Source organism: Proteus sp. ZN5, assembly GCF_011046025.1.
In the GTDB taxonomy this organism is placed as follows: domain Bacteria; phylum Pseudomonadota; class Gammaproteobacteria; order Enterobacterales; family Enterobacteriaceae; genus Proteus.
In genome coordinates this window covers 41575-67575 of the sequence record NZ_CP047640.1, presented here as the reverse complement: position 1 = coordinate 67575, position 26001 = coordinate 41575, and the positions used below count along the sequence as shown (strand labels likewise).

Sequence of the window (26001 nt, the reverse complement as noted above, 5' to 3'; positions counted from 1 at the left end):
ATAGAAAGTGATACTTTTAAGACTGTTTACTAAGAAAAAAGATACCATATAACGGGTACATTGCCTTTTTAATTTCTGAAGGCTGAAGCTCATGAACTTCATAAGTACCCTTATTCTTGCACTTATCCTACGAATTCTTTACCTCATATATCGAAAACGTAAGCCTAGTTTTTATACTGTTAGCTTGGTAATAATATCAGTTATTGTGTGGTCCGTTAAATCCTACCTATTGGACTATTATATTATCCCAACATCCTCTATGGCACCGACATTGAAAGCCGGTGATCTCATTTTTGCAAAGCCGGTTGACGCGCAAAAAGAGCAATTGATGCGTGGAGATATAGTGATTTTCCGAGCTCCTGCATTCCCTTCATTCATTTATGTAAAACGCATAATCGGATTGGCTGGCGATACTATCACTTATGCCGATGATAAGTCGGTCCAGATCAACGGAAGGATGATCGGGCAGCTAAACCATCATAATGACCATACGAGTACCTATCAGGCGCTTCAGGAACGTAATACGCAACAATATGATTATGTCATTGATAACCGTAAACCATTCGTTAAGCCGATTTATACACAATGGGTAATTCCTGATGGATATGTTTTTGTTCTTGGCGATAACAGAGATCATTCATGGGATTCACGTTTTTTTGAAAATGCAGTTGGAACTCCACGCCATTTGCGAGGGCTTGTTAAAAAGGAACTTTTGATAAGCCGGTATTTAGCCACGGCTTTTACACTTGAGTTTATGAAAAGCGATTTTGATATAGGGGAGAATAGCTTAAAAGTAATTTCTGAAGCTCAAACGGCAGAGGGGAATGATGGGGATAAATAGAAGCTGTATCGCATTAATTTGCTTTTTCTTGTCCTCTTGTGGTTCTACCACAGGGGCGATCACTACACACGAGCATCTTGTGACGCAAGCCACACAAGATAAGCATGTCAGTTCTGGTGGCTTCGATAGATGTATTGGCAAGAGAGATTACTGGTCTTGAAGCAAATGAAATAAAGCAACTCTATGAGGTGAAGGGGAGTGACAACACATTAATTAAAATTGATATGGCATCTATACCATGCTCGATATTGCTTAAAAAGAACACAGGTCAAAGTAGTGAGATTTGGCTTATAACTGATATGGGTTGCAATGAATATTTATAAAGTCTCAGTAATCAGCTCCCTTTTATTTTCTTCTATGTCGTACAGCAAACCTGTTTTTATAGGAGATTCGCTTACCTATGAGATAGCTAAAGGGTACAGCACAATCCAAGCGGTTGATGCTCGATACAAAGTGGGTAGCGGATTATCCACAAAGAAGATCCTAGATTGGCAGAGATACGCAGAGCAATTCAGTTTTGAAGAATACGATACCGTTTACGTGATTCTCGGTACTAACGACCATGTTCAAATATCAGAAAAAGAAAAGTACACCTCTAAAGTTCGGCATTTTATCCAAACCATAAAAGCCAGAAACCAAAATGTGATCTGGTTACTTCCTCCAACCCTTAAAGACCCCGCCAAAAACAGACTATTAGATAACACTCGACAAGCCATAATGACGGCTTCGCAGATAGAGGGGATCACCACCGTAGATACACGAACGGTTCTTGGTGAAACATACAAGGATGTCATAGATGGGACAACAGTTCGCACGAAAGATGGAATACATATCACTCCGAACGGAGCCTTACTTACCGTGACACAGCTACTTTTTTAGTAAATTGGAATGTTGTAATGAGAAGAAAGCGTAGATTTAAGAAACGAAATCCCTATGTAACTAATATGAATATTTCATTTATATTCTATATGACTACTTTGATATTTCTTAGGGAAGCTGCGATTAAGTGGTCCGCAGCTCCCGATATGACGCCCCAAACCGTCCTTTATCGACGTCCTGTGGCTCAATTTTCCAATTTTCAGCCCAAAATCGTCTCTTCGTGGCTGATTTTGGCCCTGTTTCAGGCCAATTTCCTCATTTCAGGTAGATCTCGCCTGTGCCCGTATCAATTAGTCAACTCGAACCAGGTTCGCCAGGGTGAATAACATCGCCAGTTGACTGTCATTTTTAGCCAGCCCCTTGTACCTGGCTTTGACGAAACCAAACTGACATTTTACTATCCGAAATGGATGCTCAACCTTCGCTCGGATACTCGCTTTCAGGTATTCGTAACGGATGGCCAGCTTGTTCTTGCGCGGGTGTTGCTTCAATGCATTCACTTTGCCGGGACGCTTGGCGATAAGCCAGTCTGCGCTGACATCGCTGAGCTCATCGCGCTTTTCGGCCCCCTGATAACCAGCATCGGCTGAGATAAATTCTTCATCGCCATGCAGTAACTTGCCAACCTGATTGAGGTCGTGCTCGTTAGCCGCCGTGGTCACCAGACTGTGGGTCAGGCCACTTTTGGCGTCCACGCCAATGTGCGCTTTCATGCCGAAGTACCACTGGTTACCTTTCTTGGTCTGGTGCATGTCTTCATCACGGCTGTTGTGTTTGTTTTTGGTAGAGCTGGGGGCTTGAATGATGGTGGCATCCACCAAGGTGCCCTGGGTCATTAGAACGCCACACTCTGCTAGCCAGTGATTAACGGTACTGAAGATTTTGCGGGCCAGTTCATGCTGCTCCAGCAAATGCCGGAAATTCATGATGGTAGTGCGGTCTGGAATGGCTTTATCCAGTGACAGGCGAGCAAATTGGCGCATGGAGGCGATTTCATAGAGGGCATCTTCCATGGCCTCATCGCTCAGGTTGTACCATTGCTGCATGCAGTGAATACGCAGCATGGTTTCCAGCGGATAGGGCCTGCGACCATTACCGGCCTTGGGATACACAGGCTCGATAACGCCAAGTAATTTGTCCCAGGGAAGCAAGTCATCCATTCTGCCAAGGAAAACTTCTTTGCGGGTCTGGCGGCGTTTACTGGAAAACTCACTGTCGGCAAAAGTCAGTTGCTGGCTCATCCGGTTACTCATTCTGGGTTCAGGTTACAACACGATGATCTCACATCTCGGACTTATTCGCACCTTCCCTAATAAAGCTTGGCTATGGCTTGTATACCAAGGCAAGGATTAACAGCTTAACAGGCAGACCCATGCCTACTAACCCAGGGGGAAGCGATGCCCTGATGCGTGAGATATTAAAGATGAAAGGGGTCGATTTTGAGATGGACAACCTATCTCTGCAAAGCCTCTCAGGTGAAAGCACTCAAATACCATCATCCGTTCATTATTCATGGAATCCTAAGCAGTTTAATCGCAAGCTGGTAGTCGGCAATCGAGTACTGGGGACGTCTCAGAAAACGGAAAATAAAGCACGTTAAGCCCATTGCAGACTCTAGATATTGACGAGTACGTCGGGTTTTCTCTTGTTTTAGTTGCCTCTTGTGGTAAGATAGTAATCAATTACTATCTTGCAAGGAGTGCTCGTGGACACCCATCCAAAGCATCTGCCGGCCGATGAACGTCGTGCCGTAACTGTCGAGTCCGTCGTGGCGCTTGCCGGTTCACAAAACCCAAGCGAGATAACCACTGCGGCTATCGCTAAACACATGAACTTGACCCAGGGTGCGCTGTTTCGGCACTTCCCGAACAAGGAAGCCATTTGGCAGGCGGTCATGGAGTGGGTAGCAGAGCGCCTATTAGCCAGAATCGATCGATCCGCACAAGGAATCGAGTCGCCCTTGGCAGCCATGGAGGCGATGTTCATGAGTCACATCGAATTCGTAGCTGAGCACCCAGGCGTGCCAAGAATGATGTTTGGTGAGCTTCAGCGTGCCGAATCGACACCGGCCAAGCGCATGGTGCAAACCTTGATTCAGCGCTACGGCGAACGTTTGCATCGTCTCATCGAGAAAGGCAAGGCCAGCGGCGAGTTGTCTCCCTCGCTTGACAACGAGGCGGCGGCAACGCTGTTCATTGGCACGATCCAGGGCTTGGTCATGCAATCGCTGTTGGCGGGTGATGTGGGACGTATGCACCGCGATGCGCCGCGCGTCTTTGCAATTTATCGGCGTGGCATAAGGAGTGCGCAATGAAAAAGTTACCCTTGCAAGGCCGCACCCTGGCACTGCTTGCCGTCATCATTCCTTTGCTGGTGCTTTTTATTTATGTCGGTCTGCGATCAGGGCCGCTCGCCCCGGTTGCTGTGACGGTGGCAAGCGTGGAATCACGGGCTATCACACCGGCGCTGTTCGGCATCGGCACGGTGGAGGCGCGCTACACCTACAAGATCGGGCCGACGTTTGCCGGGCGCGTCAAACGCCTGGAGGTGCATGTAGGCGACCAGGTCAAGGCCGGACAGGTGCTCGGCGAGATGGAGCCGGTCGACCTTGATGATCGGGTGCGCTCACAGGAGTCTGTATTCAAGCGGGCGGAAGCGGCTTTGCGCGAGGCAGAAGCCCGGCAAGCCTACGCGCAAACCCAGGCGCGCCGCTATGAGCAATTGTTTGCGGTGCGCTCGACCAGCGAGGAAATCGTCACCACCAAGCGGCAGGAACTGCAGATCGCCGATGCCGCCCTATCCGCCGCTCGGGAAGATATTGCCCGGGCACGCTCCGACCGCGAAGCACTCGTCGCGCAGCGGAGCAATCTGCGCCTGATCGCGCCGGTCGACGGTGTAGTCGCCGTGCGCGATGCCAATCCCGGCACGACCATCGTCGCGGGCCAGGCCGTGGTGGAAGTGATCGACCCCAAGAGTTTGTGGATCAATGTGCGCTTCGACCAGATCAGCGCATCGGGGCTGGCTGGGGGGCTGCCGGCTCATATCGTCCTGCGTTCGCGTGGTGGCCAGACCTTGAAAGGTCGCGTGCTGCGGGTGGAACCCAAGGCCGACGCGGTAACCGAGGAAACGCTTGCCAAGGTGACATTCGATAACAAACCAGAACCTTTGCCACCAGTGGGTGAACTGGCCGAAGTCACGGTTGACTTGCCGGCGCTCCCGGCCGCTCCACTGATTCCCAACGCTGCCGTCCAGCGTGAAGGCGATAAAGTTGGTGTCTGGCAAATCGTGGATGGTGATCTGCATTTCTCCCCGGTCAAGCTCGGCACTTCCGACCTCAATGGTTACGTGCAGGTGCGCGAAGGGCTCAAGAATGGGGACCAGGTTGTGACCTATAGCGAAAAGGCACTGACGGCGCGCAGCCGCATCCATGTGGTCGAGCATATCCCGGGAGTTTCACGATGATCAGCCTGGCCGGCCGCGACATTCTCCATGCCTGGGGGAAATTCGTCTTCACCGGCATCGGTCTGGGTCTGCTGATCGGCGTCACCCTAGTCATGGCTGGGGTGTACCGAGGCATGGTGGACGACGGCAAGGCGTTGCTCGACAACAGTGGCGCTGACCTTTGGGTGGTGCAAAAGGATACTCTGGGTCCTTATGCGGAGTCGTCCAGCCTCAACGATGACGTGTATCGCGCCATTCTCGCCATGCCGGGAGTCTCACAGGCAGCGAACGCGACCTACCTGACCATGCAGGTACGCAAGGGCGAGAGTGATGTACGCACCATGGTGGTCGGCATCGCGCCCGGTGCGTTGGGGGCTACACCCGGATGGCCTCCTTATCTCGTCGCTGGACGCCAGATCACGCGCGGTCACTACGAGGCTGTGGCCGACATCGCCACCGGCTTCAAACTGGGAGATCGTCTTGCCATTCGCCGAAATCATTACACCGTCGTGGGGCTGACACGGCGCATGGTGTCGTCCAGCGGCGACCCGATGGTATTCATTCCGCTCAAAGATGCCCAGGAGGCCCAGTTCCTCAAGGACAACGATGCCATCTGGCAAAGCCGGCGTCGCACCGAAGCCAACCCGGTCTTCAATCGACCCGGTGATCCAGGTTTGCTGGATGCCGTGATTGCTTCACAGAGCAGCAACGCGTTCGTCAATACCGTGCTGGTCACTCTGAAACCTGGTCATGCGCCGGACGAGGTTGCCGAATCCATCCAGCGCTGGAAGCGTTTGACGGTCTACACCCGGGCACAGATGGAAGACATCCTCGTCGGCAAGCTGATCGCCACCTCGGCCAAGCAGATCGGCATGTTCCTTGTGATTCTGGCCATCGTTAGCGCGGCCATCGTTGCCTTCATCATCTATTCGCTGACGATGGACAAAATCCGTGAGATCGCGGTGTTGAAGCTCATCGGCACACGCAACCGAACCATCGCCGCGATGATCATGCAGCAGGCGCTCGCCCTGGGCGTGATTGGCTTCGTGGTCGGCAAGATCACAGCCACCTTTTCAGCACCGGCTTTTCCAAAATATGTCCTGCTCACGCCAATGGATTCTGTCGCCGGTTTTTTTGCTGTGCTCGTGATCTGCGTTCTAGCTAGCCTCGTCGCCATTAGCATGGCACTCAAGGTCGATCCGGCCGAAGCCATTGGAGGTTGAGATGAGTGGCAAAGGGATACACATCGAAAGTTTAAGCAAGCGGTATGGCGATGGTGACACCGCTGTCTTTGCCTTGAGAGACGTGAATATGCATGTTGCACCTGGTGAAGTGGTGGGACTGATCGGCCCTTCCGGGTCCGGCAAGAGCACGCTGCTCAAGTGTCTGGGTGCGGTGATCGAACCGACCGCCGGTCGCATGACGCTGGGCGATGAAGTGATCTACGCCGATGGCTGGAAAGTCCGCGACCTGCGCGCCTTACGGCGTGACAAGATCGGTTTCGTTTTCCAGGCGCCGTACCTGATTCCGTTTCTCGATGTCACCGACAACGTGGCGCTGCTGCCGATGCTTGCAGGCGTCGCGAATGGAGAGTCGCGCGCGAAGGCACTGGAATTGCTCACAGCGCTTGATGTGCAACACCGAGCTCGCGCAATGCCCTCGCAACTCTCCGGTGGCGAGCAGCAACGGGTCGCCATCGCGCGCGGACTGGTCAATCGTCCGCCGGTGATCCTGGCCGATGAACCTACTGCGCCGCTGGATTCCGAGCGCGCCATGGCTGTAATCCGCATCCTCAACGACATGGCCCGGAAGTTAGAGACCGCCATCATCGTCGTCACCCATGACGAAAAGATCATCCCCACATTCAAGCGCATCTACCACATCCGCGACGGCGTGACCCATGAGGAAGCTGGCGAAGGGCGGGAGTTCGAATGAGAGAACGATTGAATTACAGGAGAATTTCATGACCCACCGCAAACACAGCCACGCATTTGGAACTATCACCCTGACCGTTACGGCCTGCCTGCTTTTATGGGGTTTTCAGTTGCCAGCTTGGGCTGGTGACGCTACCCAGGTTGAGCCACTGGCGCTACGCAAGATCATGCAGGAACTCGGGCGCAACATGTAGGCTATTACCGGTGCGATTTCGCAGGAGGAATGGGTTCAGGTCGTTCAGCTCGCCCCAAAAGTTGCTGCACACCCCGAGCCAGCGCTTACTGAAAAAATGCGCATCCTTGCTTACCTCGGCGCTGATGCGACCAAGTTCAGAAACTTTGACGCGCAGACTCACGAGGCGGCGCTGGCCATGAAGCTGGCTGCTGCGAGCAGCGACGGCAAAGCGGTGATCCAATCATTTGGCGGTGCACTGTCTGAAAAAGATCGTAAAACAGCCATGGTAACCACAGGCCGCCGCTTAGCGGAGCAAATCGGCAAAGGCAACGAGCGCATCATCTTCTCCATCATCAACAAGTTTGGCACCGAGATTGAACTGCCAGAGTGTTATAACGACAGCCCTGACAGATTGTCCTAGTTGATGAAGGCCACCGCAGCCAAAACGGTGAAAACAACATTCGAATGCAACAGGCGCTGCCAAAAGCCGCTTACATTGGCTTTACGGGGACACCACTGCTGCAAGATGACAAGACCGAAAACAAATTCGGTAAAATCATTCACTCGTACACCATGCAACAGGCGGTGGAAGATAAAACCGTTACCCCCTTACTATATGAAGAGCGTGTTCCCGAGTTAAGCACCAACGACAAAGCGCTTGATGCTTGGTTCGACCGCATCACCGATAAGCTGACCGAAAAACAACGTACCGATTTGAAGAAGAAGTTCGCTCAGAAAGGTCAAATCTATCAAACCGAGGGTCGTATTGAACTTATCGCTCATGATATTTCTGACCATTTCCAAAACTTCAAACGCCAAGGTTTAAAGGGTCAGCTTGCTTGTGACTCAAAAGCGTCTGCCATCCAATACAAAAAGCTTCTTGACCAAATTGGCAAGGTGACTTCGGTTGTCGCTATGTCACCGCCAGACACCCGTGAAGGACACGATACGGTCGGCTTTGTTTCCTAAATCGATGGAACTAAATCTGTAATCAGTGATCAGATCGGCATCATTCACAGCTCCACTAATCAACCGTGCCAAAGCCTCGCTATAAGACAACCAACTGGAAACAGTACAATCAAGCCTTGATTAACCGTGGCTCATTGACCTTCTGGATTGATGAGGAAGCGATCGCTACTTGGAAAGCGACAACAGGGCCAAGCAAAAAAGGTCGGCCACTTGTGTTTAGTGATTTGGCGATCACTACCGCACTGATGGTTAAGCGTGTTTTTTCTATGCCATTGCGAGCCCTACAAGGCTTTATCAATTCGGTATTTAAACTGGCAAACGTACCATTAGTTTGCCCGCATTATACCTGTATCAGCAAACGCGCTAAGACAGTTAACATCTCCTTTAAAACTAAGACAAGGGGCGCTATTGAGCACTTAGCTATCGATGCCACAGGGCTAAAAGTCTATGGCGAAGGAGAATGGAAAGTGAAGAAGCATGGTACGGATGGCAAACGCCGAGTTTGGCGAAAACTGCATATTGCCGTTGACACTCATACTCACGAGATTATTGCGGCTGAGCTCAGTTTATCGAATGTGACAGATGCTGAAGTGCTGCCAAATTTGCTTAATCAAACCTACCGGAAAATCCATACGATTTCAGGAGATGGTGCCTATGATACGCGAGAATGTCACACGGTTATCCGCCGTAAACGGGCCTTTAGCCTTATTCCTCCACGCGATGGTGCAGCCTATTGGAAACAAGGGCATCCACGCAATTTAGCCGTGAGTTTTCAAAAGCTTTACGGCTCAAATAAAAAGTGGAAGAAACGCTATGGCTACCATCGTCGCTCAATCTCTGAAACCGCCATGCATCGGATAAAGCAGTTGCTCGGCGGCAGCTTGAGCATGAGAAATTACAATGCTCAAGTCGGGGAGGCTTACGCCATGATAAAAGCATTAAACAAACTGACTAAGCTAGGTATGCCTGAAACACAGTATTTTGTCTAATACGTGAACAGCAGGGGGGAGCTTTGTGTGTTGGCGCGATTTAGGAAACAAAGCCGAGTGAAGCAACTACTTGGTGGCAGATTGAGCCTGCGAAATTATAACGGTCAGGTAGGAGAAACTTACGCGATGATAAAGGCGTTGAACAAACTCACTGGGCTAGGGAAGGTGCGAACAAGTCCCTGATATGAGATCATGTTTGTCATCTGGAGCCATGAAAAAGGGTTCATCATGAGTCATCAGCTCACCTTCGCCGACAGTGAATTCAGCAGTAAGCGCCGTCAGACCAGAAAAGAGATTTTCTTGTCCCGCATGGAGCAGATTCTGCCATGGCAAAACATGGTGGAAGTCATCGAGCCGTTTTATCCCAAGGCTGGTAATGGCCGGCGACCTTATCCGCTGGAAACCATGCTACGCATTCACTGCATGCAGCATTGGTACAACCTGAGCGATGGCGCGATGGAAGATGCTCTGTACGAAATCGCCTCCATGCGTCTGTTTGCCCGGTTATCCCTGGATAGCGCCTTGCCGGACCGCACCACCATCATGAATTTCCGCCACCTGCTGGAGCAGCATCAACTGGCCCGCCAATTGTTCAAGACCATCAATCGCTGGCTGGCCGAAGCAGGCGTCATGATGACTCAAGGCACCTTGGTCGATGCCACCATCATTGAGGCACCCAGCTCGACCAAGAACAAAGAGCAGCAACGCGATCCGCAGATGCATCAGACCAAGAAAGGCAATCAGTGGCACTTTGGCATGAAGGCCCACATTGGTGTCGATGCCAAGAGTGGCCTGACCCACAGCCTAGTCACCACCGCGGCCAACGAGCATGACCTCAATCAGCTGGGTAATCTGCTGCATGGAGAGGAGCAATTTGTCTCAGCCGATGCCGGCTACCAAGGGGCGCCACAGCGCGAGGAGCTGGCCGAGGTGGACTGGCTGATCGCCGAGCGCCCCGGCAAGGTAAGAACCTTGAAACAGCATCCACGCAAGAACAAAACGGCCATCAACATCGAATACATGAAAGCCAGCATCCGGGCCAAGGTGGAGCACCCATTTCGCATCATCAAGCGACAGTTCGGCTTCGTGAAAGCCAGATACAAGGGGTTGCTGAAAAACGATAACCAACTGGCGATGTTATTCACGCTGGCCAACCTGTTTCGGGCGGACCAAATGATACGTCAGTGGGAGAGATCTCACTAAAAACTGGGAATAACGCCTTAAATGGCGAAGAAACGGTCTAAATAGGCTGATTCAAGGCATTTACGGGAGAAAAAACGGCTCAAACATGAAGAAATGAAATGACTGAGTCAGCCGAGAAGAATTTCCCCGCTTATTCGCACCTTCCTTAGCCGCCAGCTTGCTGAGGGCCAGCGCGCAGTCATGCTCGTCGCAACAGATTGTCCGGCAAGGGACGCCTTGCTCTTCCAGCCCCCAGCATAGTTCATCAAGCACGCGCGTATCCTGCCAGAGTGAGTGATAAAACAGATGTACGCCCGGTGATGAAAGTGACATTGCGCCCCCTTATTGATCAGAATGCCTGACGGAAGATCTCGGCAATTTCTTTCTCGTTCCCTTTACGCGGGTTGGAGAAGGCATTGCCGTCTTTCAGCGCCATTTCCGCCATATACGGGAAATCGGCTTCTTTGACGCCCAGCTCGCGCAGATGCTGCGGAATACCGATATCGGCTGACAGGCGAGCGATGGCGCGAATCGCCAGCTCGGCAGCATCCATGGTGGACAGACCGTCAGTGTTCTCACCCATAAACTCCGCGATGTCGGCAAATTTCTCCGGATTAGCGATCAGGTTATAGCGCGCCACGTGCGGCAGCAGGACGGCATTTGCTACGCCGTGCGGCATGTCGTACAGACCGCCAAGCTGATGCGCCATCGCGTGAACGTAGCCAAGGTTGGCGTTGTTGAAGGCCATACCCGCCAGCAAAGAGGCATAGGCCATATTCTCGCGAGCTTTCAGGTTGCTGCCCAGTGCTACGGCTTGGCGTAAGTTGCGGGCGATCAGACGAATTGCCTGGATAGCGGCGGCGTCGGTAACCGGGTTGGCATCTTTTGAAATATAGGCCTCAACGGCGTGGGTCAGGGCGTCCATTCCTGTTGCCGCAGTCAGTGGCGCAGGTTTGCCGAGCATCAGCAGTGGGTCATTAATGGAAACCGACGGCAGGTTGCGCCAACTGACTATCACAAACTTCACTTTGGTTTTGGTATTGGTCAGCACGCAGTGACGGGTGACTTCGCTGGCGGTACCGGCGGTGGTATTCACCGCGACGATCGGCGGCAGCGGATTGGTCAGGGTTTCAATCCCGGCATAGCTATAGAGATCGCCTTCGTGCGTCGCTGCGATGCCGATGCCTTTACCGCAGTCATGCGGGCTACCACCGCCGACGGTAACGATGATATCGCATTGCTCTTTACGAAAAACGTCCAGGCCGTCGCGCACGTTGGTGTCTTTAGGGTTTGGCTCGACGCCGTCAAACACCACCACGTCAATACCGGCTTCACGCAGATGTTCGAGGGTTTTATCAACCGCGCCGTCCTTAATGGTTCGCAGACCTTTATCAGTCACCAGCAGCGCTTTTTTACCGCCCAACAGTTTGCAGCGTTCGCCCACGACGGAAATAGCATTCGGGCCAAAAAAGTTCACATTCGGCACCAGGTAATCAAACATACGATAGCTCATAATTTACCTTCTTAGATTTAAATTATAATTCAGAGAAACAATTCAGTGCGGTTTGCGCTAATAACATGTCTTGTTCGCACCTTCCCTGGGTAACAAACCAAGATGAAACACAGTCTAACTTGGTCTAACCATAACAAAAAGGGTTTAAGTAGCATAAAATAGTATAAAATTCGCCATACTGAAACCCCTATTCAGACTACACAACTCTGATGGGATCGGGTAATCCGTCTTCTCGATGCAGGCTCGGACGATGGCGCGCAGCCACTCCTGGGGGCAGCACGCCCCAAGCGTTTGGCAGTTTCCACCAACGAGAGTATCCGTTGACGAAACAACTCCCCACGACACACCCCGTAGCTCCGTTTGCGCCATAGCACATAGCCACGCAGCGTGCGTTCCGCTTCATAATGGGCTCTGGGCTCCCTGTCGTGTTCAACAAAATCATTTGGATATATTGTAAGCGCGTCATAAACCCCGCATTCTAATCGTCTAGCCCGAATAATAAGATCAAACCTCCAACCCAAAGGAGCAAAGGAGATTTGAAATGGCCAAACGACGCACTAACCAAGAATGGCGAACCCTGTTCGAACGCTATGAATCCAGCCAGCTATCACAACGATTATTCTGTGAACGTAACGGACTGAGCCTCTCCACTTTTTACGCTAAGCGCCAACAGTTAAAGCACATCGAAAAACCGAACACGGTTGGCTTTGTTAAAGCAGAAGTCGTTGAAAAGACCACAAAGTATCAAGCCACTCACCTTGCCGTTGCCAATATGACCCTGCTCGTCCATGATGTTGAACTGAGCATCCCACAAGGCACGCCAGCGACCTATCTTGCAGAACTTATCGGTGCGCTGTCATGAAACGTATGCTCAGTGCTCCCGAAATCTATCTCTATCGCGAAAGCGTCGATTTTAGAAAGTCCATCAACGGCCTCGCTGCGATTATCTAAAATGACACCGACTTGCCCTTGGGCAGCGGCGCACTGTTCCTGTTCACCAACAAACAGTGCGATAAAGTCAAAGTGTTGTACTGGGATAAAACAGGCTTTGCTCTTTGGTACATTATCGCCAACATTTACAAGGCTGACTTGCGCACTAACAGCTTCGTGAGTATCCACATCAACAGCTAAGTGTAGTTTACGCCATGTTCTGCGTTTTTCTGCGCCATGCTTTTTCACTTTCCACTCACCCTCGCCAAAGACTTTAAGGCCAGTTGAGTCAATAGCTACATGGCGAATGTTGGCATGATGATACGGTTAGTTAGGGCAGGTACATCCCCAGAGACACCATCATGTCGTCCAGCTCTTCTTGATGCTGAACCGAGGTCTCGAGCAATTCGTGCAGTTCGTGTTCGGGTAAGGACGATCCAAAAATCATAAAGCAGCGCCACTGATTTTCCGGTTTGCTGAGCTGGGCAATGAAGTGCTCAAAACTCAATTCTCCTTCTTCGTACACCAAATAATAGGTGATGAGTGTGGTGAGGCGAGGAAGGCAAGCTTGTTGTGCGAGTGAGGAAGCCGCCAGCAATGTGGTCAAGCGCTCTCTAAGTTCAAGACGAATTTCATTGAGTGAGTAATCGATGATATCAGCCATAGCTCTTCTCCAAGCGAGGGGGTTCTTTGAACGTAGCGCAAATTGACGCGCGCGGATACGTTTAACGAAGACCGGTGATTCATTACTTAATATACACCACATTTTGCAGCGCTTCCTTTGGGCTGAATACAGGCAGAAATGCGTTCTGACGATGCGCCAAGGTTTGCCACTTGACCTGTTACGGTTGGTCTTCAACAGATGACAAGTGGTCCAGACTCGGGCAGTTGCGTGACCAGTTCTGCTCCCATTAAACGCGCTGGCGTATAACTGCCGCCGTCTGGCGCTTGTTGTAATACGAAGTCGACCACCGCAAGTGAGCCTGTGATGGTTAAGCTATAGCCGTTGGCCGTTTGTATTCGCGCAGTTTTGTGTTCCCCACGGGCATTCGTCGCTTCCCCCCACACATACGTTGGCATGGATGAGCGCGTTTGTTCATTGGGGCCTTGAACCGTTCGTGCGATGTGAGCCTTGATCACATTCTGAACCCAACGCAAGCCAAGGAATGGACGCAGGTAGTTGGCGAGTTTGGCATTGGCGATCATGGCGTGCGAGCCGGGAATAAAGACGTCGATGTTTTCAATCCCCGTGGTGTGATAAGCGGTTGAAACATCGCCCCAAGGAATGGTCATGGCGGGTTTTTCGCCATCGCCGAAATCTATGGTTCGTACCTCGTAGGCGAGCGGTACGTTGATGATGTGACCGTCACGACGAACTTTCCCTCCTTGTGCCAAGCCTTCGACGGACGTCTTTGCGGTGCCTGGAGAAAAGCTGGATCGAGAGTCAAACCCAAGGCTTAAGTGTGTGGCGTCTGGTAATGCCGCTTTCAAGGCCGCTGCCACGCAGTCGGTCGGAATGACATCAAACCCGACACCAGGACATAAAATGACGTTGGCCGCTTGGGCGTGTGAATGATGTGATTGCGCCCATTCAAACACGTCAATCTCGCCTGTGATATCCAGATAATGGGTCGAGGCGTTTAAGCATGCAGACATCATTTTATGGGCGGTGGACGAAAATGGCCCCGCACAGTTAAGAACCAATGCACAATCTTGTAGTTGTTCCACCACAAGGGCGTCGTCATCCAAGGCGAATGCTCTTGCTTCCAAGTGAAGTGCTTGTGCCAACCGCTCAGTTTTTTCTGCATCTCGCCCAGCCAAGATGGGCGTTAGGCCACGTTTGACGGCTTCGCGGGCAATGAGCTCTCCGGTATAGCCGTAGGCGCCGTAAATCATCCAGCGCTTAGTGGGTGTTTGGGTGGTCATCGAATCTTCTCCAATCGGCCTTGCTCGCTCCCGTGTGAGTTCGGGGGGAGGTTTGGGTTTGATGTTTAGGACGCTTGGCGCTCTTGCGCAATGGTTGCCAATCCTTGTTCAAAACGTGTCACGGTAAATTCGGGGAAGCGGCGCTTAAACTTGTCGGAAATAAACACGTTGTCGACGTGATAGCGAGGTAGCAGCTCAGCCGCGTCGCGCACGGTTGGGTTGAATTTCCCCGCGATCCAGAGCAGTCAAGGCTTGAGGACACGATAGTTTGGTTTGACGCCAAAGGTTTTCGCTGCCAACTGGACGAATTCTTTATACGTCAGGCGTTCATCATCGCAAGGTAGATGCCACGTTTGACCATACGCATCGGGCGTGTTGCCCAGTAGAGCCATCGCTCGGCTGGCATCTGGCGTGTAGATCAGGCTGCGTTTGACATCATCGCGAATAAATAGCTTGGCGGCTTTGCCTGCCAACAGGTTATCGATGACGGTGCTGTTGGTGATGCTTTGGGTTTTCCCCGGGCCATAAAACTCCGGCGCGCGACAAATCATGGCGTCAAGTTGGCCTTGATGCATGGCATCAAGCAAGAGGGTGGTGATCTGTGCCCGCACTTTGCCTTTGGCGCCATAAGGTTCAAACGGTGCATCTTCTCGTTGCGGGGCGGCCGTTTGTGGGTACATGTATGTGTTGTCGAAGTAGACCAACTTCGCGCCGTGTTCGATGCACGCATCAATGACGTTGCGCATCAGTACCGGCCATTGTTCCACCCACAACTGCGTATCCATGGGGAGGCCAGCGGTGAGATAGACAATTTCAGAGCCCGCTACTGCTTGCGAAGTTTGTGTGCGATCCAGCAGGTCGGCAGCCATCAGTTGGTCTGAATCATTCACTTTTTGTGGGTGGCGGCTGACCAAACGAATCTCGCTGGTAAAGTCGCGTTTCAGGCTCAGAGCTAACTCGCGGCCAATCTGACCGTTGGCGCCTAAGATGGTTTGCATACAGGATGTCCTCAATTACGCTGGGTGTGATGCTTATCTTAAGGTTAAAGTGAAGTTGAAGGTCAAGCGGTAATGTTCTAATGCCCTTGTCCCTAAAGCAAGATTAGATAAATTCCGCAGCACAAGAAGCAGTATTTTGCTTGCGAGTGCTTTATAGTCGAGTCATTGCCGACTACGAGAAAGGAGCACGGGATGTCCATCAAACATTGGCTGGTCAGTTTTACCCTGCTAGTGCTGAGCGGCTGCAGTACTCACGTTATTCCTTATACGCCAGAGCCCGGCGCATTGACGGAGTCGCCGGATGTGATCATTGAAGAGGTCATCATGGCGCAGCCAGTCAATCTTCGCCCAGAAACCATCGTCGTGACGGAAGAGTACCTGATGCTGGATGACGGTGTAGTGCGCGAAACGATCACAACATCCCACTCGACGTTTTCCGGCAGTGTGGCCGTCGGGGGCGTTGCGATTCGCGCCAAAGAGAGAAGCTTAAACGTGCATCTCTATTTCAATGCATTGCAGACGCCGATGCTGTACCGCCAAAACGAGTGGTACATCGTGCAGCTCAACAATGATTCAGGGCAGGTTGTGAAACGCTTTTACGTGCGTGATCAACGCAAAGCCGAAGTGTTGATTGATGCGATTACGATGAAAATTCAGCGGGCGCACGCCCTTGCCGAGCAAGCCGCCGACGAGTCATAAAGACCGGCAATCAAGGCTATGAGGCAGGCGCGGGACCTGCTCATGGCGTCATCATGCGGTGTGAGGGGAAGCGCTATTTAAACTCAAGCGATGAAAAGGTACCGAAGAACTTGAACAAGCTTTCCAGCTCTTCGAAGTTATCATCGTTGCGCGACTCACGCTGAATCAAAAACAGCAGCAATTCAACGAACAAAAAGCCAATGGTTCGACTGTGGAAGATCGAATCGACGTCACTCGGCAACACATATTGCGCGTCGCTGTAGATGGCGTACGGGTTGGAATAGGTGTTGGTCACCACCGTGACGTAGGCTTTTTTACTGTGAAAGTATTTGGTGATATCCAACACCACTGGGTTGAATCGGTAATACGAGAACGCCAGTAACACGTCATTTTCTTTAATACCCAGCAACGCCTTGGGCAGCTCACCTTTATCCAACGGCAGCAACACCACTTCCGAGCGATTGTATTTCAAGAGGGTGGAGAAATGGATGGCCAGCGCTCGCGATGATGCGGGCCCGACTACGTAAATGGTGCGGCGTTTGTCGGCAATCCGTTTGGCGAGCGCTTCCAACTCATCAATTTTCAATTCTGCGGCAAATTGATCGATCAGCAGACTCACGTTACCAATATAGCGCGACGCTTCTTCTTTGGTATCGGTGCCCTGAACCATCGCGCGTGCTTTATTGGCTTCGATGGGGGCGACGAAGGTTTGGGCGATCTGATCTTGCGTCAGGGCGCTTTTAAACGCGGCGTAGCCGGTGTATCCAAGCTTATTGAGATAGCGCCCGATGGTGGCTTTACTCACTTTCGCCTTTTGCGCCAAATCGATAATGCCGTAGTAAGAGAGCTCTTCGAAATGTTCGACAATAAATGAATGAAGTAACGTTTCAGTTTCGGTAAACGGTTTGAGCTGTTCTGCCAACCGTTTGTAGGTGGTTAAATCGAGAGGATCTTTCATAAAATTCAGTCACCGCTTGCCTCATGTCGCCGCAGATTAACACAGCGTGTGCTCTGTGTTGTGTTTGCTTACCCGAAAGGTGATCGCCCTAAAACAAATGGTCTTCTGGTGTGGTGGGACACAAGAAGACCATTTGGGCGACAACTCAACCCCGGCCATGATTTGGTCGTGCTGTTTGCGTTTGGTGTCGGTATTGTCGTCATGGCGCTTAAATTGGCTCACCGCAATAGCGGGTGACAGTTTAAAGCCGTCGCCTTTATAGTTGAGGCGATAACTGGCCATCATGGCGTGGTCGAGGCGATCATTCTCACCATTGCCCATCACATAAGCGGCTTGAATTTCATGCATGCCAAACTCGGCGTTATATTGCAGCGTGGCATCTTGACGATTGTATTTATAAGACGTGTCGATAGATGAGACGCCGAAGTTATAAATGCCCGGCGTGTAGTTCTTATATTTGTCGGTCATTTTCATGACTTGATAGAGCGGGTTCTTCGTCCGGCCAAAGATCACCATGCCCCAATCATCGTGTTCGATCCCTAAATAGCTGTATCGCGCTTCCAGATCGTCGCCTTCATCCAAGCGTGAATCGTTCACTTCAGTGCGAATTTGCCATTCAATTTTGCCGACCACGCGGCTGTTGTCGATCGCATCCAGTTCACGACTCATGTTGAAGCCCAAGCGGCCATTCATGCGCCCCAACCAGTCGTTTTCACCGGCGAAGCTCGCGTCACCTTTGGCCACCTGACCTTCGAGTCGACCATAAATATCCAGCTTATTGGTTTCATCGTCATAGACAGTTTGTGCCTGAACAAACGAAGCGATGCAGAGGGTAGGTAGCAGAGTCAATAGATGTTTATTTTTTATCATTATGCGTATTCCATGCTTGTTATAAGAAACAAATGCATCGTAATAACGCGCGTCATGAATGAATAAGGGAATTAAATCTTCCCTAACGAAATATTGATGAAGGTCGAAAATTGAATTGGATTTGATGGGTTAATTTATTGCAGGTGGCATTTTTAAATGAGTGTTGAGAATAAATACCAATATGAATGAGAAATAGAAGTTTAATAATGTGACCCACATAAATATTTGGCGGTGAACAGCCTTTGTTTTTCGCTGCGATGAGAAATGTCATTTCCCGCCATGAGTACGGGTTGGGTTCGAATTGAGTAGTTTTTATGTTGTTTTTTCAATGGCTTGCCGAGGTTTTTAAACAGTGGGACTGGGAAAGAACAATTCCCATTGCCCCTGTTTTTCGAGCCTCAATGCCTGATGGAGCACGGATTTTTTCCTTTAGCGTGTGATCGATGTCGCTATCGTATGTGATACTTGAACCTCTTGATTCAAAATAAACGCAGGATTTGGGGTAAATAAAAAAGTGATAGGCTCGCGAGGCGATGATATACCCATCGCTTCACACTTTTTTTAGAGAATAATTAATTCCCATATTGTCTAGGTCATGGGCGGAATAAGATGTAAGCGACATAATACTATAAAAAAGGTGAAAATTATGGTCGCTCTGCTCGCTCTGCCAATTGTATTTGGGGCAGGTTTTCTAATCGTAAAAAAATACAACACACAAGCCATCTTGTTTGGTTCGGGTATCTTGATGATGCTGGTCGGCGTTCTTGCTGGTGGCGCTGAATTTTTGCCGAAAGGCGTCAGCACATCCGGTGCCACGGTCGTCGATTTCTTCCTTGTGATTAAAAGCATCTCATCGTCAACGTTGGCGAAATTGGGGTTGATCATCATGGCTGTGGGTGGCTTCTCCAAATACATGGGGCATATCGGTGCGGCAAACGCACTGGTTAAAGTCGCTACCAAACCGCTGTCGGCGATTCACAACCCTTACATCATTCTCGCGTTAGCCTACATTCTCGGCCAGTTCTTGAACGTGTTTATCCCCAGCGCGGTCGGTTTGGCGATGCTCCTTTTGGTTGCGCTTTATCCCGTGTTGGTTGGCATTGGTTGCACGCCTGCCTCTGTTGCGGCGGTGCTTGCGACCACGGCATGTCTCGATTTAGGCCCCGCATCTGGTGCATCGAACAAAGCGGCGGAAGTGATTGGCATTGATGCGGCCTCGTACTTTGTGGAGCACCAACTGTTCGTTGGGATTTGTTCGGCGCTGGTGATTGCACTGCTGCATTTTGTTTGTCAGAAATGGTTTGATAAGCGTGATGAAGTCAATGGTGTTTCTTATGAACTTCAAGCTAAAGAAGACACCTCGCGCGACGCACCATTGTGGTTTGCTATTTTGCCTGTACTGCCGTTGGTACTGCTGCTGACCTTTAGTAAATTTGCCATCACATCGATCAAAATCGACGTGGTGACCGCGATATTCTTCAGCCTCGCGGTGGCCATGCTGTGTGATTACCTGTATTCGAAAAATGCCAAGGCGGTGGCAGCGTCACTCAAAGTCTATTTGCAAGGAATGGGCGATGTGTTTGCCAGCGTGGTGTCGCTGATCATTGCGGCGCAAACCTTTGTAGTGGGCTTGGGCGCGATTGGCTTTATCTCCGGCATGCTCGGCGTGGCTGACCATTTGGGCTTTGGTTACACCATGATGGTGGTGATGCTGGTGGCGATTATTGGCGTGACCGCGCTGATGTCGGGTTCGGGCAACGCTGCGTTCTTTAGCTTCTCCAACCTCGCGCCAGACGTTGCAGCCAACGTGGGTGTTGCCACTGCGGCGATTGCGATGCCGATGCAGCTTTCTGCAGGGATTTTCCGCTCATTCTCGCCAGTGGCCGGGGTGGTGATCGCGTGTGCAGGCGTGGCCGGTATTCCACCGATTGAGTTGGTGAAACGCACCACCATTCCTATGCTGGGCGGCTTAGCCACAGTGCTTCTCATCACATTCATCGGCGCGTAGGACAGTTGATATGCAAGGTTCAAATACTTCCGTTTTCGACTCCATGCTTTATTCACCGCTGTTTACGCAGGCAGAAATGAAGCAGGTGTGGTCTGATGAAAACTTAATTCGCACGTGGTTAACGTTTGAAGTTGCGATTGCCAACGTACAGGCGGAACTGGGGATCATTCCCCGCTCTGCGGTGGCGGCCATTGAACAGGTGTGCCAAGTGGAGAACATCGATTGGCCCCGTTTGGCGCAAGAGACACAAATCGTCGGCATGGCGATCAAACCGCTGGTGGAACAATTGGCCGATCGGGGCGATGATGCGGTGAAGAAATATCTCCATTGGGGATGCACCACGCAGGATCTGCTTGATACCAGCTTGGCGATGCGCATTAAGCAGACACTCGATATTGTGCGCGGCCAGTTGATTTCGCTGGGCGACCAATTGGCGCAGATGGCGTTGGATCACAAGCACACCGTGATGGTCGCTCGCACCAATGCGATGGATGCCTTGCCCACCACGTGGGGGCTGCACGTCAGCGGTTACCTGCAAGAAATCACGCGTCATGTGGCGCGTTTGGATGCGCTGTATCCGCGTGTGACCGTCGGCATGTATGGCGGCGCGGTGGGGAATTTGTCGTCGATTGGTGAACAAGGGTTAGTGGTTCGTGAGCGTCTGTTTCATCGGCTCGCACTGCAAGAGCCGAAAGGGTTCAACAACGCCAGTTTGGATCACATTGCCGAGTTGATTCAGTTTTTCGCCCTCATCCATGGCACGTTATGCCGCATCGCCAACGATACCGAAACCATGGGGCGCGCTTCGTTGGGTGAAGTGCGTGAAGGCGAAGCGGGCGGAGGCTCCAGCACCATGCCACACAAAGCCAACCCACGGGCGGCGAACATGATTCAAACGCTGTCACGCATGGGGTGGATGTATGCCAGCGGCGCGCCAAACTTGATGGACCAGCACGATGTGCGTTCTGCTTCGATGCGCGTGTTGAACTGGAGCTTGGTGCCTGAAGCGTCGTTGGCGGTGGCCACGTCCCTTGAACGTGCCGAACGCCTGATCGCCAATCTCATTGTGGATGCGCCTAAGATGCGAGCGAATTTTTCCGCATCGCGCAGTTTCATTATGTCGGAGGCGGTGATGATGAAAGCGGCAGAAAAAGTGGGGCGCGGAGAAGGCTACGCCAAAGTGAAAGCGGCGCTTGCCAATGCCCCAGCATCGGGCGACTTGGTGGCCGTATTAAAACAAGACCAATGCGTGGCGGCGATTTTGTCGGCGCAGGAGATTGAGGACGCGTGCGAACCTAAGCATTACTTGGGATGCAACGATGCACTCATCGACGAAGCGATCGCGCTGTATCGCGAGGAGGTTGTGCGTGGCTAAGAAGATGTTCATTCGCCAAGCGGGCAACACGTTGTTGAATACGCCGCTGTTGAACAAGGGCAGCGCGTTCACTTTGGAAGAGCGCAAAAGCTTTAATTTGATGGGGTTGTTGCCAGCCAATATTGAATCCATCGACGATCAGGCCAGTCGTGCGTACGACCAGTTTTCGGTATTTGCGTCGCCCATGGATCAACACATTTATCTGCGCAACATTCAAGACACCAACGAAACGCTCTACTATCGGCTGCTCAATCAGCACATTGAAGAGATGATGCCGATTATCTACACGCCGACGGTGGGGGATGCGTGTCAGAAATTCTCGCAGATCTATCGTCGCAATCGCGGTTTGTTTTTGAGTCTCGCCGATCGCGATAATTTGGACGAGCTGCTCAACAACGCGCCCAACACCGAGGTGAAGGTGATCGTGGTTACTGACGGCGAACGCATTCTCGGTTTAGGCGATCAGGGCATTGGCGGGATGGGCATTCCCATTGGCAAGTTGGCGTTGTATACCGCGTGTGGCGGGATCAACCCAGAGCATACTTTGCCGATTGTCTTAGATGTCGGCACCAACAACTCAGCGCTGCTGTCTGATCCGATGTACATGGGGTGGCGTCATCCACGCGTGACGGGTGAGCTGTATGATGAGTTTGTCGACGATTGTCTGAACGCCATTGGCCAACGTTGGCCGGATGCACTGATCCAGTTTGAAGATTTTGCGCAAACCAATGCGATGCCACTGCTGAACCGTTATCACGATCAGTGCTGCTGTTTTAACGATGACATTCAAGGTACGGCGTCGGTGACGGTGGGCACCTTGTTGTCGGCGGCGCATGTGACCGGGACGCCACTCTCCAAGCAGCGCATCGTGTTTGCTGGTGCGGATTCTGCAGGGTGCGGAATTGCCGAAGCGGTGATCGCACAAATGGTGTCGGAAGGGTTGCCTGAAGCGCAGGCGCGCAGCCAGATTTATATGGTGGATCGCTGGGGATTGCTGGAGCAAAGTATGACCAGCTTACTGCCGTTTCAGAAAAATTTGGCGCAGCCATCTTCGTTAAGAGCGCAGTGGCAGTTGGATGACCACCAAGCGATCAGCTTACTGGACGTGGTGCAGCAGGCGAAACCGGATGTGCTGATTGGCGTGACGGGCGTGCCCGGTTTGTTTAGCCAAACGGTGATTGAAGCCATGGCGCACGGGTGTGAGCGTCCGGTAGTGATGCCGCTGTCTAATCCCACCAGCCGGGTGGAAGCCACACCCGCCGATATTGTCACTTGGACACAAGGCAAGGCGATCATAGCCACCGGCAGTCCGTTTGATGATGTGGTGTATGACGGCCAGCGCTATCCGATTGTGCAGTGTAATAACAGCTACATCTTTCCCGGTGTGGGGCTTGGGGTGATCAGTGCCAACGCCAATCGCGTCACCAATGAGATGCTTCAACAAGCCAGCATCGCGCTGGCGTCGATGTCGCCGATGCGCTCGGGGGGAGACCGATTGCTGCCACCATTGAGCGACATTCAGGCGGTGTCGCGCCACATTGCATTGGCGGTCGCGAAACAAGCGGTGGCGCAGGGCAAAGCACCCGACAGAACGGAAGAGCGATTGTTGGAACGTATTGATGAGGCGTTTTGGCTGGCACAATACAGTGAGTACCGCCGCGTAGCGTCGTAACCGAGTTTGATATGTGGGGTATGTCCTGACATTTGTTAGATGCCCTGAAATTTTGTACATGCTCTGAAACATGCCTTCGTTGATGCTTACAGCGAACGATTAATGTGTAAAGAATGCGGCGTGATAAGTTACCTCACCACAGGGTATGGCGTCTGCCAGCGACAGCGCCATAAAGTATTCCGCAGGCACGCCAGGGTAGGTCAGGTTGGGCTGAGATTGAAAACCAAAGCGTTGGTAGTACTGCGGTTCGCCAAGCAATACGACACCCTGAGCGCCTTGGGCTTTCAACACGGACAGTGATTCACGAATCAGCGCGCCACCGATGCCTTCCCCTTGTCGCTCTGGCACCACCGAGACCGGGCCTAATCCGTACCAATCACATGCGGCACCATCAATGTGAATTGGAGAGAACGCGATGTGCCCAATGATGCCAGTGTCGTCTTCACAGATGAGCGAGAGCGACAGCGCGCCGGCCTCACGCAGTGTCGCGACGATGCGATGTTCCGTCGGTTTCGCACCCGGTTCGTGGTGCGGGTGGTTTTCAAATGCGCGATAAGTGACCTGTTCAATCGAGGTGATGTCAGCAGGTGTTTCTGGTCTGATGTTCATGATTAACCTTTATTTTTGAATACCCAAATGTGGTAGCCATATTGGCCTAAATAGTGTTGGTGAATGTGCAGCTCGCGGCGTAAATCGTTGAGCGCTTGAGAGGTCAACGTTGCCTCGCTGAGTTGCGCCAGTTTTGCGTTGAGCGGCTCCAAGTAGTTGCGCCATGCCTGCGCGCTTTGAGGAAAGCTTTCCACCACCTCGTAACCCGCCGCTTTTGCCTCTTTAAGCCGCTGGTTCTCGGTGACCATCCCCGGATAATTAACCTGCCAAAACTGCTCGGCTTGGGCATCAGGCGTGTGGGTCAGCCACACTAAATCACTGAGAACCAAGTAGCCTTCAGGTTTTAGAAAGCGTTTCCAAGCTTTCAGAGCATGCGGCACCCCCATGATGTACGCACTGCCTTCTGCCCAAAGCACATCAAATTGTGCCGAAGCAAAGGGCATGTCGGTCATGCTGGCGCAGCAAGTTTCGATTCGATGGCCCCATGGATGGCCTGCCACGGTTTCTTTCAAACAGCTGAGGCTGTATTCATCGTTATCCAGTGCCGTAATGTCGAAAGCGGTGTGCTGTGCCAGTAAGCGCGTGGTGGGCCCTTTACCGCAGCCAATCTCCAATAAGTTACCGTCATGACGGGGCAGTGCTTGCAAAGCGCGTAAACTGTCAGCGTCATCGCCGGGGCCCAGTCTGTCGAGGCCTTGGAAAATCGACTCAAAATCAATCATGTACTGTTCGTGTTCATTCATGTCTTTGGACAACCATTTCAACCTCAAGGCATTTTTTTCGCTAAACCCTTGTTTCATTAGCCACTCTAAATGCGCCGCTGGCGCACTTTGTTCAACGCTTTGATGCCATGGCCGCATTGAACTCTTGCCAAGTAAGGCGGCGAGAAGCTCTCTTGCGGACTGCTTTTCGGTGATCGCCGCATCGAGGATCGCAAGCCTTGCTTCTAGCGTTGGTTTATCGATGTTGCCTTCTAAACACGCTTGACACTCTTTGAGCGAAAGCCCACCGGCCTGTAACTGCTGCAACAGTTTGATGCGTTGTCGATCGTGGTCCGAATAGATGCGGTAGCCATTGCTTTGTCGCCGGCCAGTAATTAGTCCCAGTTTCTCGTAATAGAGTAACGTGGAACGGCTCAAGCCGACGTGCTGCGCTAACTCTGAAATTTGATACATGAACTTGGGATCCTCTGCGTTGATGAAGTGAACGATAAACTATGAAGCTTTAGACAGGTCAACCCACTTTTCAACAAAAAGTGAAAAGAAAATGAGCGCGTCACGTGTCGAATACACGCTGTTCTTACTCATACCGACGTTCCGGTGAATGTGATTCGCGATAAGGTGGGGTATACAAACCAAGCCAATTTCAATCGCCAGTTTAAAGCGTATAAACGCGTCAGCCCCAGTGAATACCGCTCGGCCATGAAGCGCTATCGTTAGAGAAAAAAGAAAGAGTAGTGAGAAAGGCGATGGGTTGGGTGAGGTGGGTGGTGTCTATTTGAGGAGTCCAGAAACGGTGAAAGCCCGATGTTGGTAGTAAGCTCAATTGTAGGGTATTGATTTTTAATGTTTTGCATTAATTTATAGAGCATTTCGTATCTTAAAGTGACGTCTTAAATGCGAAAATGCTCTAATTAGTAAAAACTTATAAATCAATTGGTTGTAGATTTGCTATTATTGTATAAGTCCACCCTGTAGCGACTGACATCGGCCACTTTACGCATCTCTTCTTCATTTGCTTTTGTGGTCAATTGCCGCGCAAAACAAATCTTACCGAAAATTTCATGCATAGTTTTTCTTAAGCAATTTTCATTATTTGAAATGTGAGGAGAAGAACATGGCAATCCGATATTTAAAACCGAGTCAGTACATTGAGGAGTTTTATCCTGGATCTGGTATGTGCAGCGCCACAATCATTAATTGGATAAAAATTGGGAAGCTGGGCGGTACTCGAACCCCCACAGGCCGATACCTAGTCTGTATAGACGAGGATGTTGGTAACCCTGCCGATCGAATTTCAGAGTGAGTCAGATT

General features: G+C 51.4%; 23 protein-coding genes and 9 pseudogenes. 20 read left to right on the top strand and 12 right to left on the bottom strand.

The annotated features are described in order from the left end of the window. The first annotated feature begins 91 nt into the window (after positions 1-91). From lepB to GTK47_RS20115, 3 genes are all read left to right on the top strand, one after another. Entirely contained in the window at positions 92-841 is a 750-nt protein-coding gene (gene lepB / locus GTK47_RS20125; RefSeq protein WP_125894564.1) for a signal peptidase I, read from the top strand. Positions 842-945: 104 nt separating this feature from the next. Continuing rightward, a complete protein-coding gene (locus tag GTK47_RS20120; protein ID WP_125894562.1) occupies positions 946-1164 on the top strand; it encodes a hypothetical protein in 219 nt (72 codons plus the stop codon). Further along, the gene (locus GTK47_RS20115; RefSeq protein ID WP_241254140.1) at positions 1151-1720 is read left to right on the top strand and encodes a GDSL-type esterase/lipase family protein; all 570 of its coding nucleotides are present in this window, start codon (positions 1151-1153) and stop codon (positions 1718-1720) included. Before GTK47_RS20120 ends, GTK47_RS20115 begins: the two co-directional genes overlap by 14 nt. 290 nt (positions 1721-2010) lie before the next feature. On the opposite strand, the gene GTK47_RS20110 is transcribed toward GTK47_RS20115, so the two are convergent. Then, positions 2011-2961 (bottom strand): IS5-like element ISEc68 family transposase, encoded by a 951-nt coding sequence (locus tag GTK47_RS20110; RefSeq protein WP_125894560.1) that lies wholly within the window; start codon positions 2959-2961, stop codon positions 2011-2013. 68 nt (positions 2962-3029) lie between these two features. Here GTK47_RS20110 and GTK47_RS20105 point away from each other — a divergent pair. The 10 genes and pseudogenes from GTK47_RS20105 to GTK47_RS20060 all read left to right on the top strand — a co-directional run. Continuing rightward, positions 3030-3320 (top strand): annotated as a pseudogene (locus GTK47_RS20105) (S-adenosylhomocysteine hydrolase); the annotation flags it as partial. Between the two features lie 105 nt (positions 3321-3425). Beyond that, on the top strand, positions 3426-4034 hold the full coding sequence (locus GTK47_RS20100; protein ID WP_004393990.1) for a TetR/AcrR family transcriptional regulator: 609 nt from the start codon (positions 3426-3428) through the stop codon (positions 4032-4034). Beyond that, positions 4031-5182: an efflux RND transporter periplasmic adaptor subunit gene (locus tag GTK47_RS20095; protein ID WP_165126830.1), complete on the top strand. Its 1152-nt coding sequence runs from the start codon at positions 4031-4033 to the stop codon at positions 5180-5182. Before GTK47_RS20100 ends, GTK47_RS20095 begins: the two co-directional genes overlap by 4 nt. Then, positions 5179-6384 carry an ABC transporter permease gene (locus GTK47_RS20090; RefSeq protein ID WP_089110954.1) on the top strand — a complete coding sequence of 402 codons (1206 nt, stop codon included), beginning with the start codon at positions 5179-5181 and terminating at the stop codon, positions 6382-6384. The genes GTK47_RS20095 and GTK47_RS20090 overlap by 4 nt, the downstream gene beginning before the upstream one ends. Before the next feature lies 1 nt (position 6385). Further along, positions 6386-7096, top strand: coding sequence for an ABC transporter ATP-binding protein (locus GTK47_RS20085; RefSeq protein ID WP_014611607.1), 711 nt, complete (start codon positions 6386-6388; stop codon positions 7094-7096). 28 nt (positions 7097-7124) lie between these two features. Further along, positions 7125-7517: pseudogene (locus GTK47_RS20710) on the top strand (cytochrome C); the annotation flags it as partial. Beyond that, positions 7518-8224: pseudogene (locus tag GTK47_RS20075) on the top strand (DEAD/DEAH box helicase family protein); the annotation flags it as partial. It abuts the pseudogene before it with no gap. An 80-nt stretch (positions 8225-8304) separates the two neighbouring features. Beyond that, positions 8305-9228 carry an IS5-like element ISSpu20 family transposase gene (locus GTK47_RS20070; RefSeq protein WP_164526961.1) on the top strand — a complete coding sequence of 308 codons (924 nt, stop codon included), beginning with the start codon at positions 8305-8307 and terminating at the stop codon, positions 9226-9228. A gap of 54 nt (positions 9229-9282) precedes the next feature. After that, a pseudogene (locus GTK47_RS20065) lies at positions 9283-9411 on the top strand (IS5/IS1182 family transposase); the annotation flags it as partial. 45 nt (positions 9412-9456) lie between these two features. After that, the gene (locus GTK47_RS20060) at positions 9457-10431 is read left to right on the top strand and encodes an IS5-like element IS5 family transposase (RefSeq protein ID WP_217748522.1); all 975 of its coding nucleotides are present in this window, start codon (positions 9457-9459) and stop codon (positions 10429-10431) included. Between the two features lie 144 nt (positions 10432-10575). Here the strand turns inward: GTK47_RS20060 and GTK47_RS20055 are convergent. The 3 genes and pseudogenes from GTK47_RS20055 to GTK47_RS20045 form a co-directional block, all read right to left on the bottom strand. Beyond that, positions 10576-10743: pseudogene (locus GTK47_RS20055) on the bottom strand (glycerol dehydratase reactivase beta/small subunit family protein); the annotation flags it as partial. A 16-nt stretch (positions 10744-10759) separates the two neighbouring features. Then, positions 10760-11923, bottom strand: coding sequence for a 1,3-propanediol dehydrogenase (dhaT, locus tag GTK47_RS20050; protein ID WP_125894551.1), 1164 nt, complete (start codon positions 11921-11923; stop codon positions 10760-10762). Between the two features lie 144 nt (positions 11924-12067). After that, positions 12068-12360: pseudogene (locus tag GTK47_RS20045) on the bottom strand (hypothetical protein); the annotation flags it as partial. A gap of 104 nt (positions 12361-12464) precedes the next feature. Here GTK47_RS20045 and GTK47_RS20040 point away from each other — a divergent pair. Then, positions 12465-12785, top strand: coding sequence for a hypothetical protein (locus GTK47_RS20040; protein WP_125894549.1), 321 nt, complete (start codon positions 12465-12467; stop codon positions 12783-12785). 209 nt (positions 12786-12994) lie between these two features. Here GTK47_RS20040 and GTK47_RS20030 read toward each other — a convergent pair. The 4 genes and pseudogenes from GTK47_RS20030 to GTK47_RS20015 form a co-directional block, all read right to left on the bottom strand. Further along, positions 12995-13156, bottom strand: a pseudogene (locus GTK47_RS20030) (transposase); the annotation flags it as partial. Between the two features lie 28 nt (positions 13157-13184). After that, positions 13185-13517, bottom strand: a complete 333-nt coding sequence (locus tag GTK47_RS20025) for a hypothetical protein (RefSeq protein WP_125894547.1) — start codon at positions 13515-13517, stop codon at positions 13185-13187. Positions 13518-13708: 191 nt separating this feature from the next. Continuing rightward, a complete protein-coding gene (locus tag GTK47_RS20020) occupies positions 13709-14779 on the bottom strand; it encodes a saccharopine dehydrogenase NADP-binding domain-containing protein (protein ID WP_125894545.1) in 1071 nt (356 codons plus the stop codon). A gap of 65 nt (positions 14780-14844) precedes the next feature. Further along, positions 14845-15777: pseudogene (locus tag GTK47_RS20015) on the bottom strand (NAD-dependent epimerase/dehydratase family protein). A gap of 192 nt (positions 15778-15969) precedes the next feature. On the opposite strand from GTK47_RS20015, the gene GTK47_RS20010 reads away from it, so the two are divergent. Then, on the top strand, positions 15970-16476 hold the full coding sequence (locus GTK47_RS20010; RefSeq protein WP_014204953.1) for a hypothetical protein: 507 nt from the start codon (positions 15970-15972) through the stop codon (positions 16474-16476). 73 nt (positions 16477-16549) lie between these two features. On the opposite strand, the gene GTK47_RS20005 is transcribed toward GTK47_RS20010, so the two are convergent. Together GTK47_RS20005 and GTK47_RS20000 are read right to left on the bottom strand one after the other, a co-directional pair. Further along, positions 16550-17434: a MurR/RpiR family transcriptional regulator gene (locus tag GTK47_RS20005; protein ID WP_125894543.1), complete on the bottom strand. Its 885-nt coding sequence runs from the start codon at positions 17432-17434 to the stop codon at positions 16550-16552. 36 nt (positions 17435-17470) lie between these two features. Continuing rightward, positions 17471-18304: a porin gene (locus GTK47_RS20000; protein WP_217748523.1), complete on the bottom strand. Its 834-nt coding sequence runs from the start codon at positions 18302-18304 to the stop codon at positions 17471-17473. 646 nt (positions 18305-18950) lie between these two features. Here GTK47_RS20000 and dcuC point away from each other — a divergent pair. From dcuC to GTK47_RS19985, 3 genes are read left to right on the top strand one after another with little or no spacing between them, the layout of a single operon-like run. Beyond that, positions 18951-20312, top strand: coding sequence for a C4-dicarboxylate transporter DcuC (gene dcuC / locus GTK47_RS19995; RefSeq protein WP_125894541.1), 1362 nt, complete (start codon positions 18951-18953; stop codon positions 20310-20312). A gap of 10 nt (positions 20313-20322) precedes the next feature. Further along, positions 20323-21687: an adenylosuccinate lyase family protein gene (locus tag GTK47_RS19990; RefSeq protein WP_159227766.1), complete on the top strand. Its 1365-nt coding sequence runs from the start codon at positions 20323-20325 to the stop codon at positions 21685-21687. A gap of 4 nt (positions 21688-21691) precedes the next feature. After that, complete coding sequence (locus tag GTK47_RS19985) at positions 21692-23359, top strand: NAD-dependent malic enzyme (RefSeq protein WP_217748524.1); 1668 nt, start codon at positions 21692-21694, stop codon at positions 23357-23359. A 99-nt stretch (positions 23360-23458) separates the two neighbouring features. On the opposite strand, the gene GTK47_RS19980 is transcribed toward GTK47_RS19985, so the two are convergent. Further along, complete coding sequence (locus GTK47_RS19980) at positions 23459-23968, bottom strand: N-acetyltransferase (protein ID WP_125894536.1); 510 nt, start codon at positions 23966-23968, stop codon at positions 23459-23461. A gap of 2 nt (positions 23969-23970) precedes the next feature. Continuing rightward, positions 23971-25143, bottom strand: a complete 1173-nt coding sequence (locus GTK47_RS19975; RefSeq protein ID WP_125894534.1) for a MerR family transcriptional regulator — start codon at positions 25141-25143, stop codon at positions 23971-23973. A 123-nt stretch (positions 25144-25266) separates the two neighbouring features. On the opposite strand from GTK47_RS19975, the pseudogene GTK47_RS19970 reads away from it, so the two are divergent. Then, positions 25267-25407, top strand: a pseudogene (locus tag GTK47_RS19970) (helix-turn-helix domain-containing protein); the annotation flags it as partial. A 397-nt stretch (positions 25408-25804) separates the two neighbouring features. Then, positions 25805-25993, top strand: coding sequence for a hypothetical protein (locus GTK47_RS20705; protein ID WP_125894532.1), 189 nt, complete (start codon positions 25805-25807; stop codon positions 25991-25993). Positions 25994-26001: the final 8 nt, after the last annotated feature.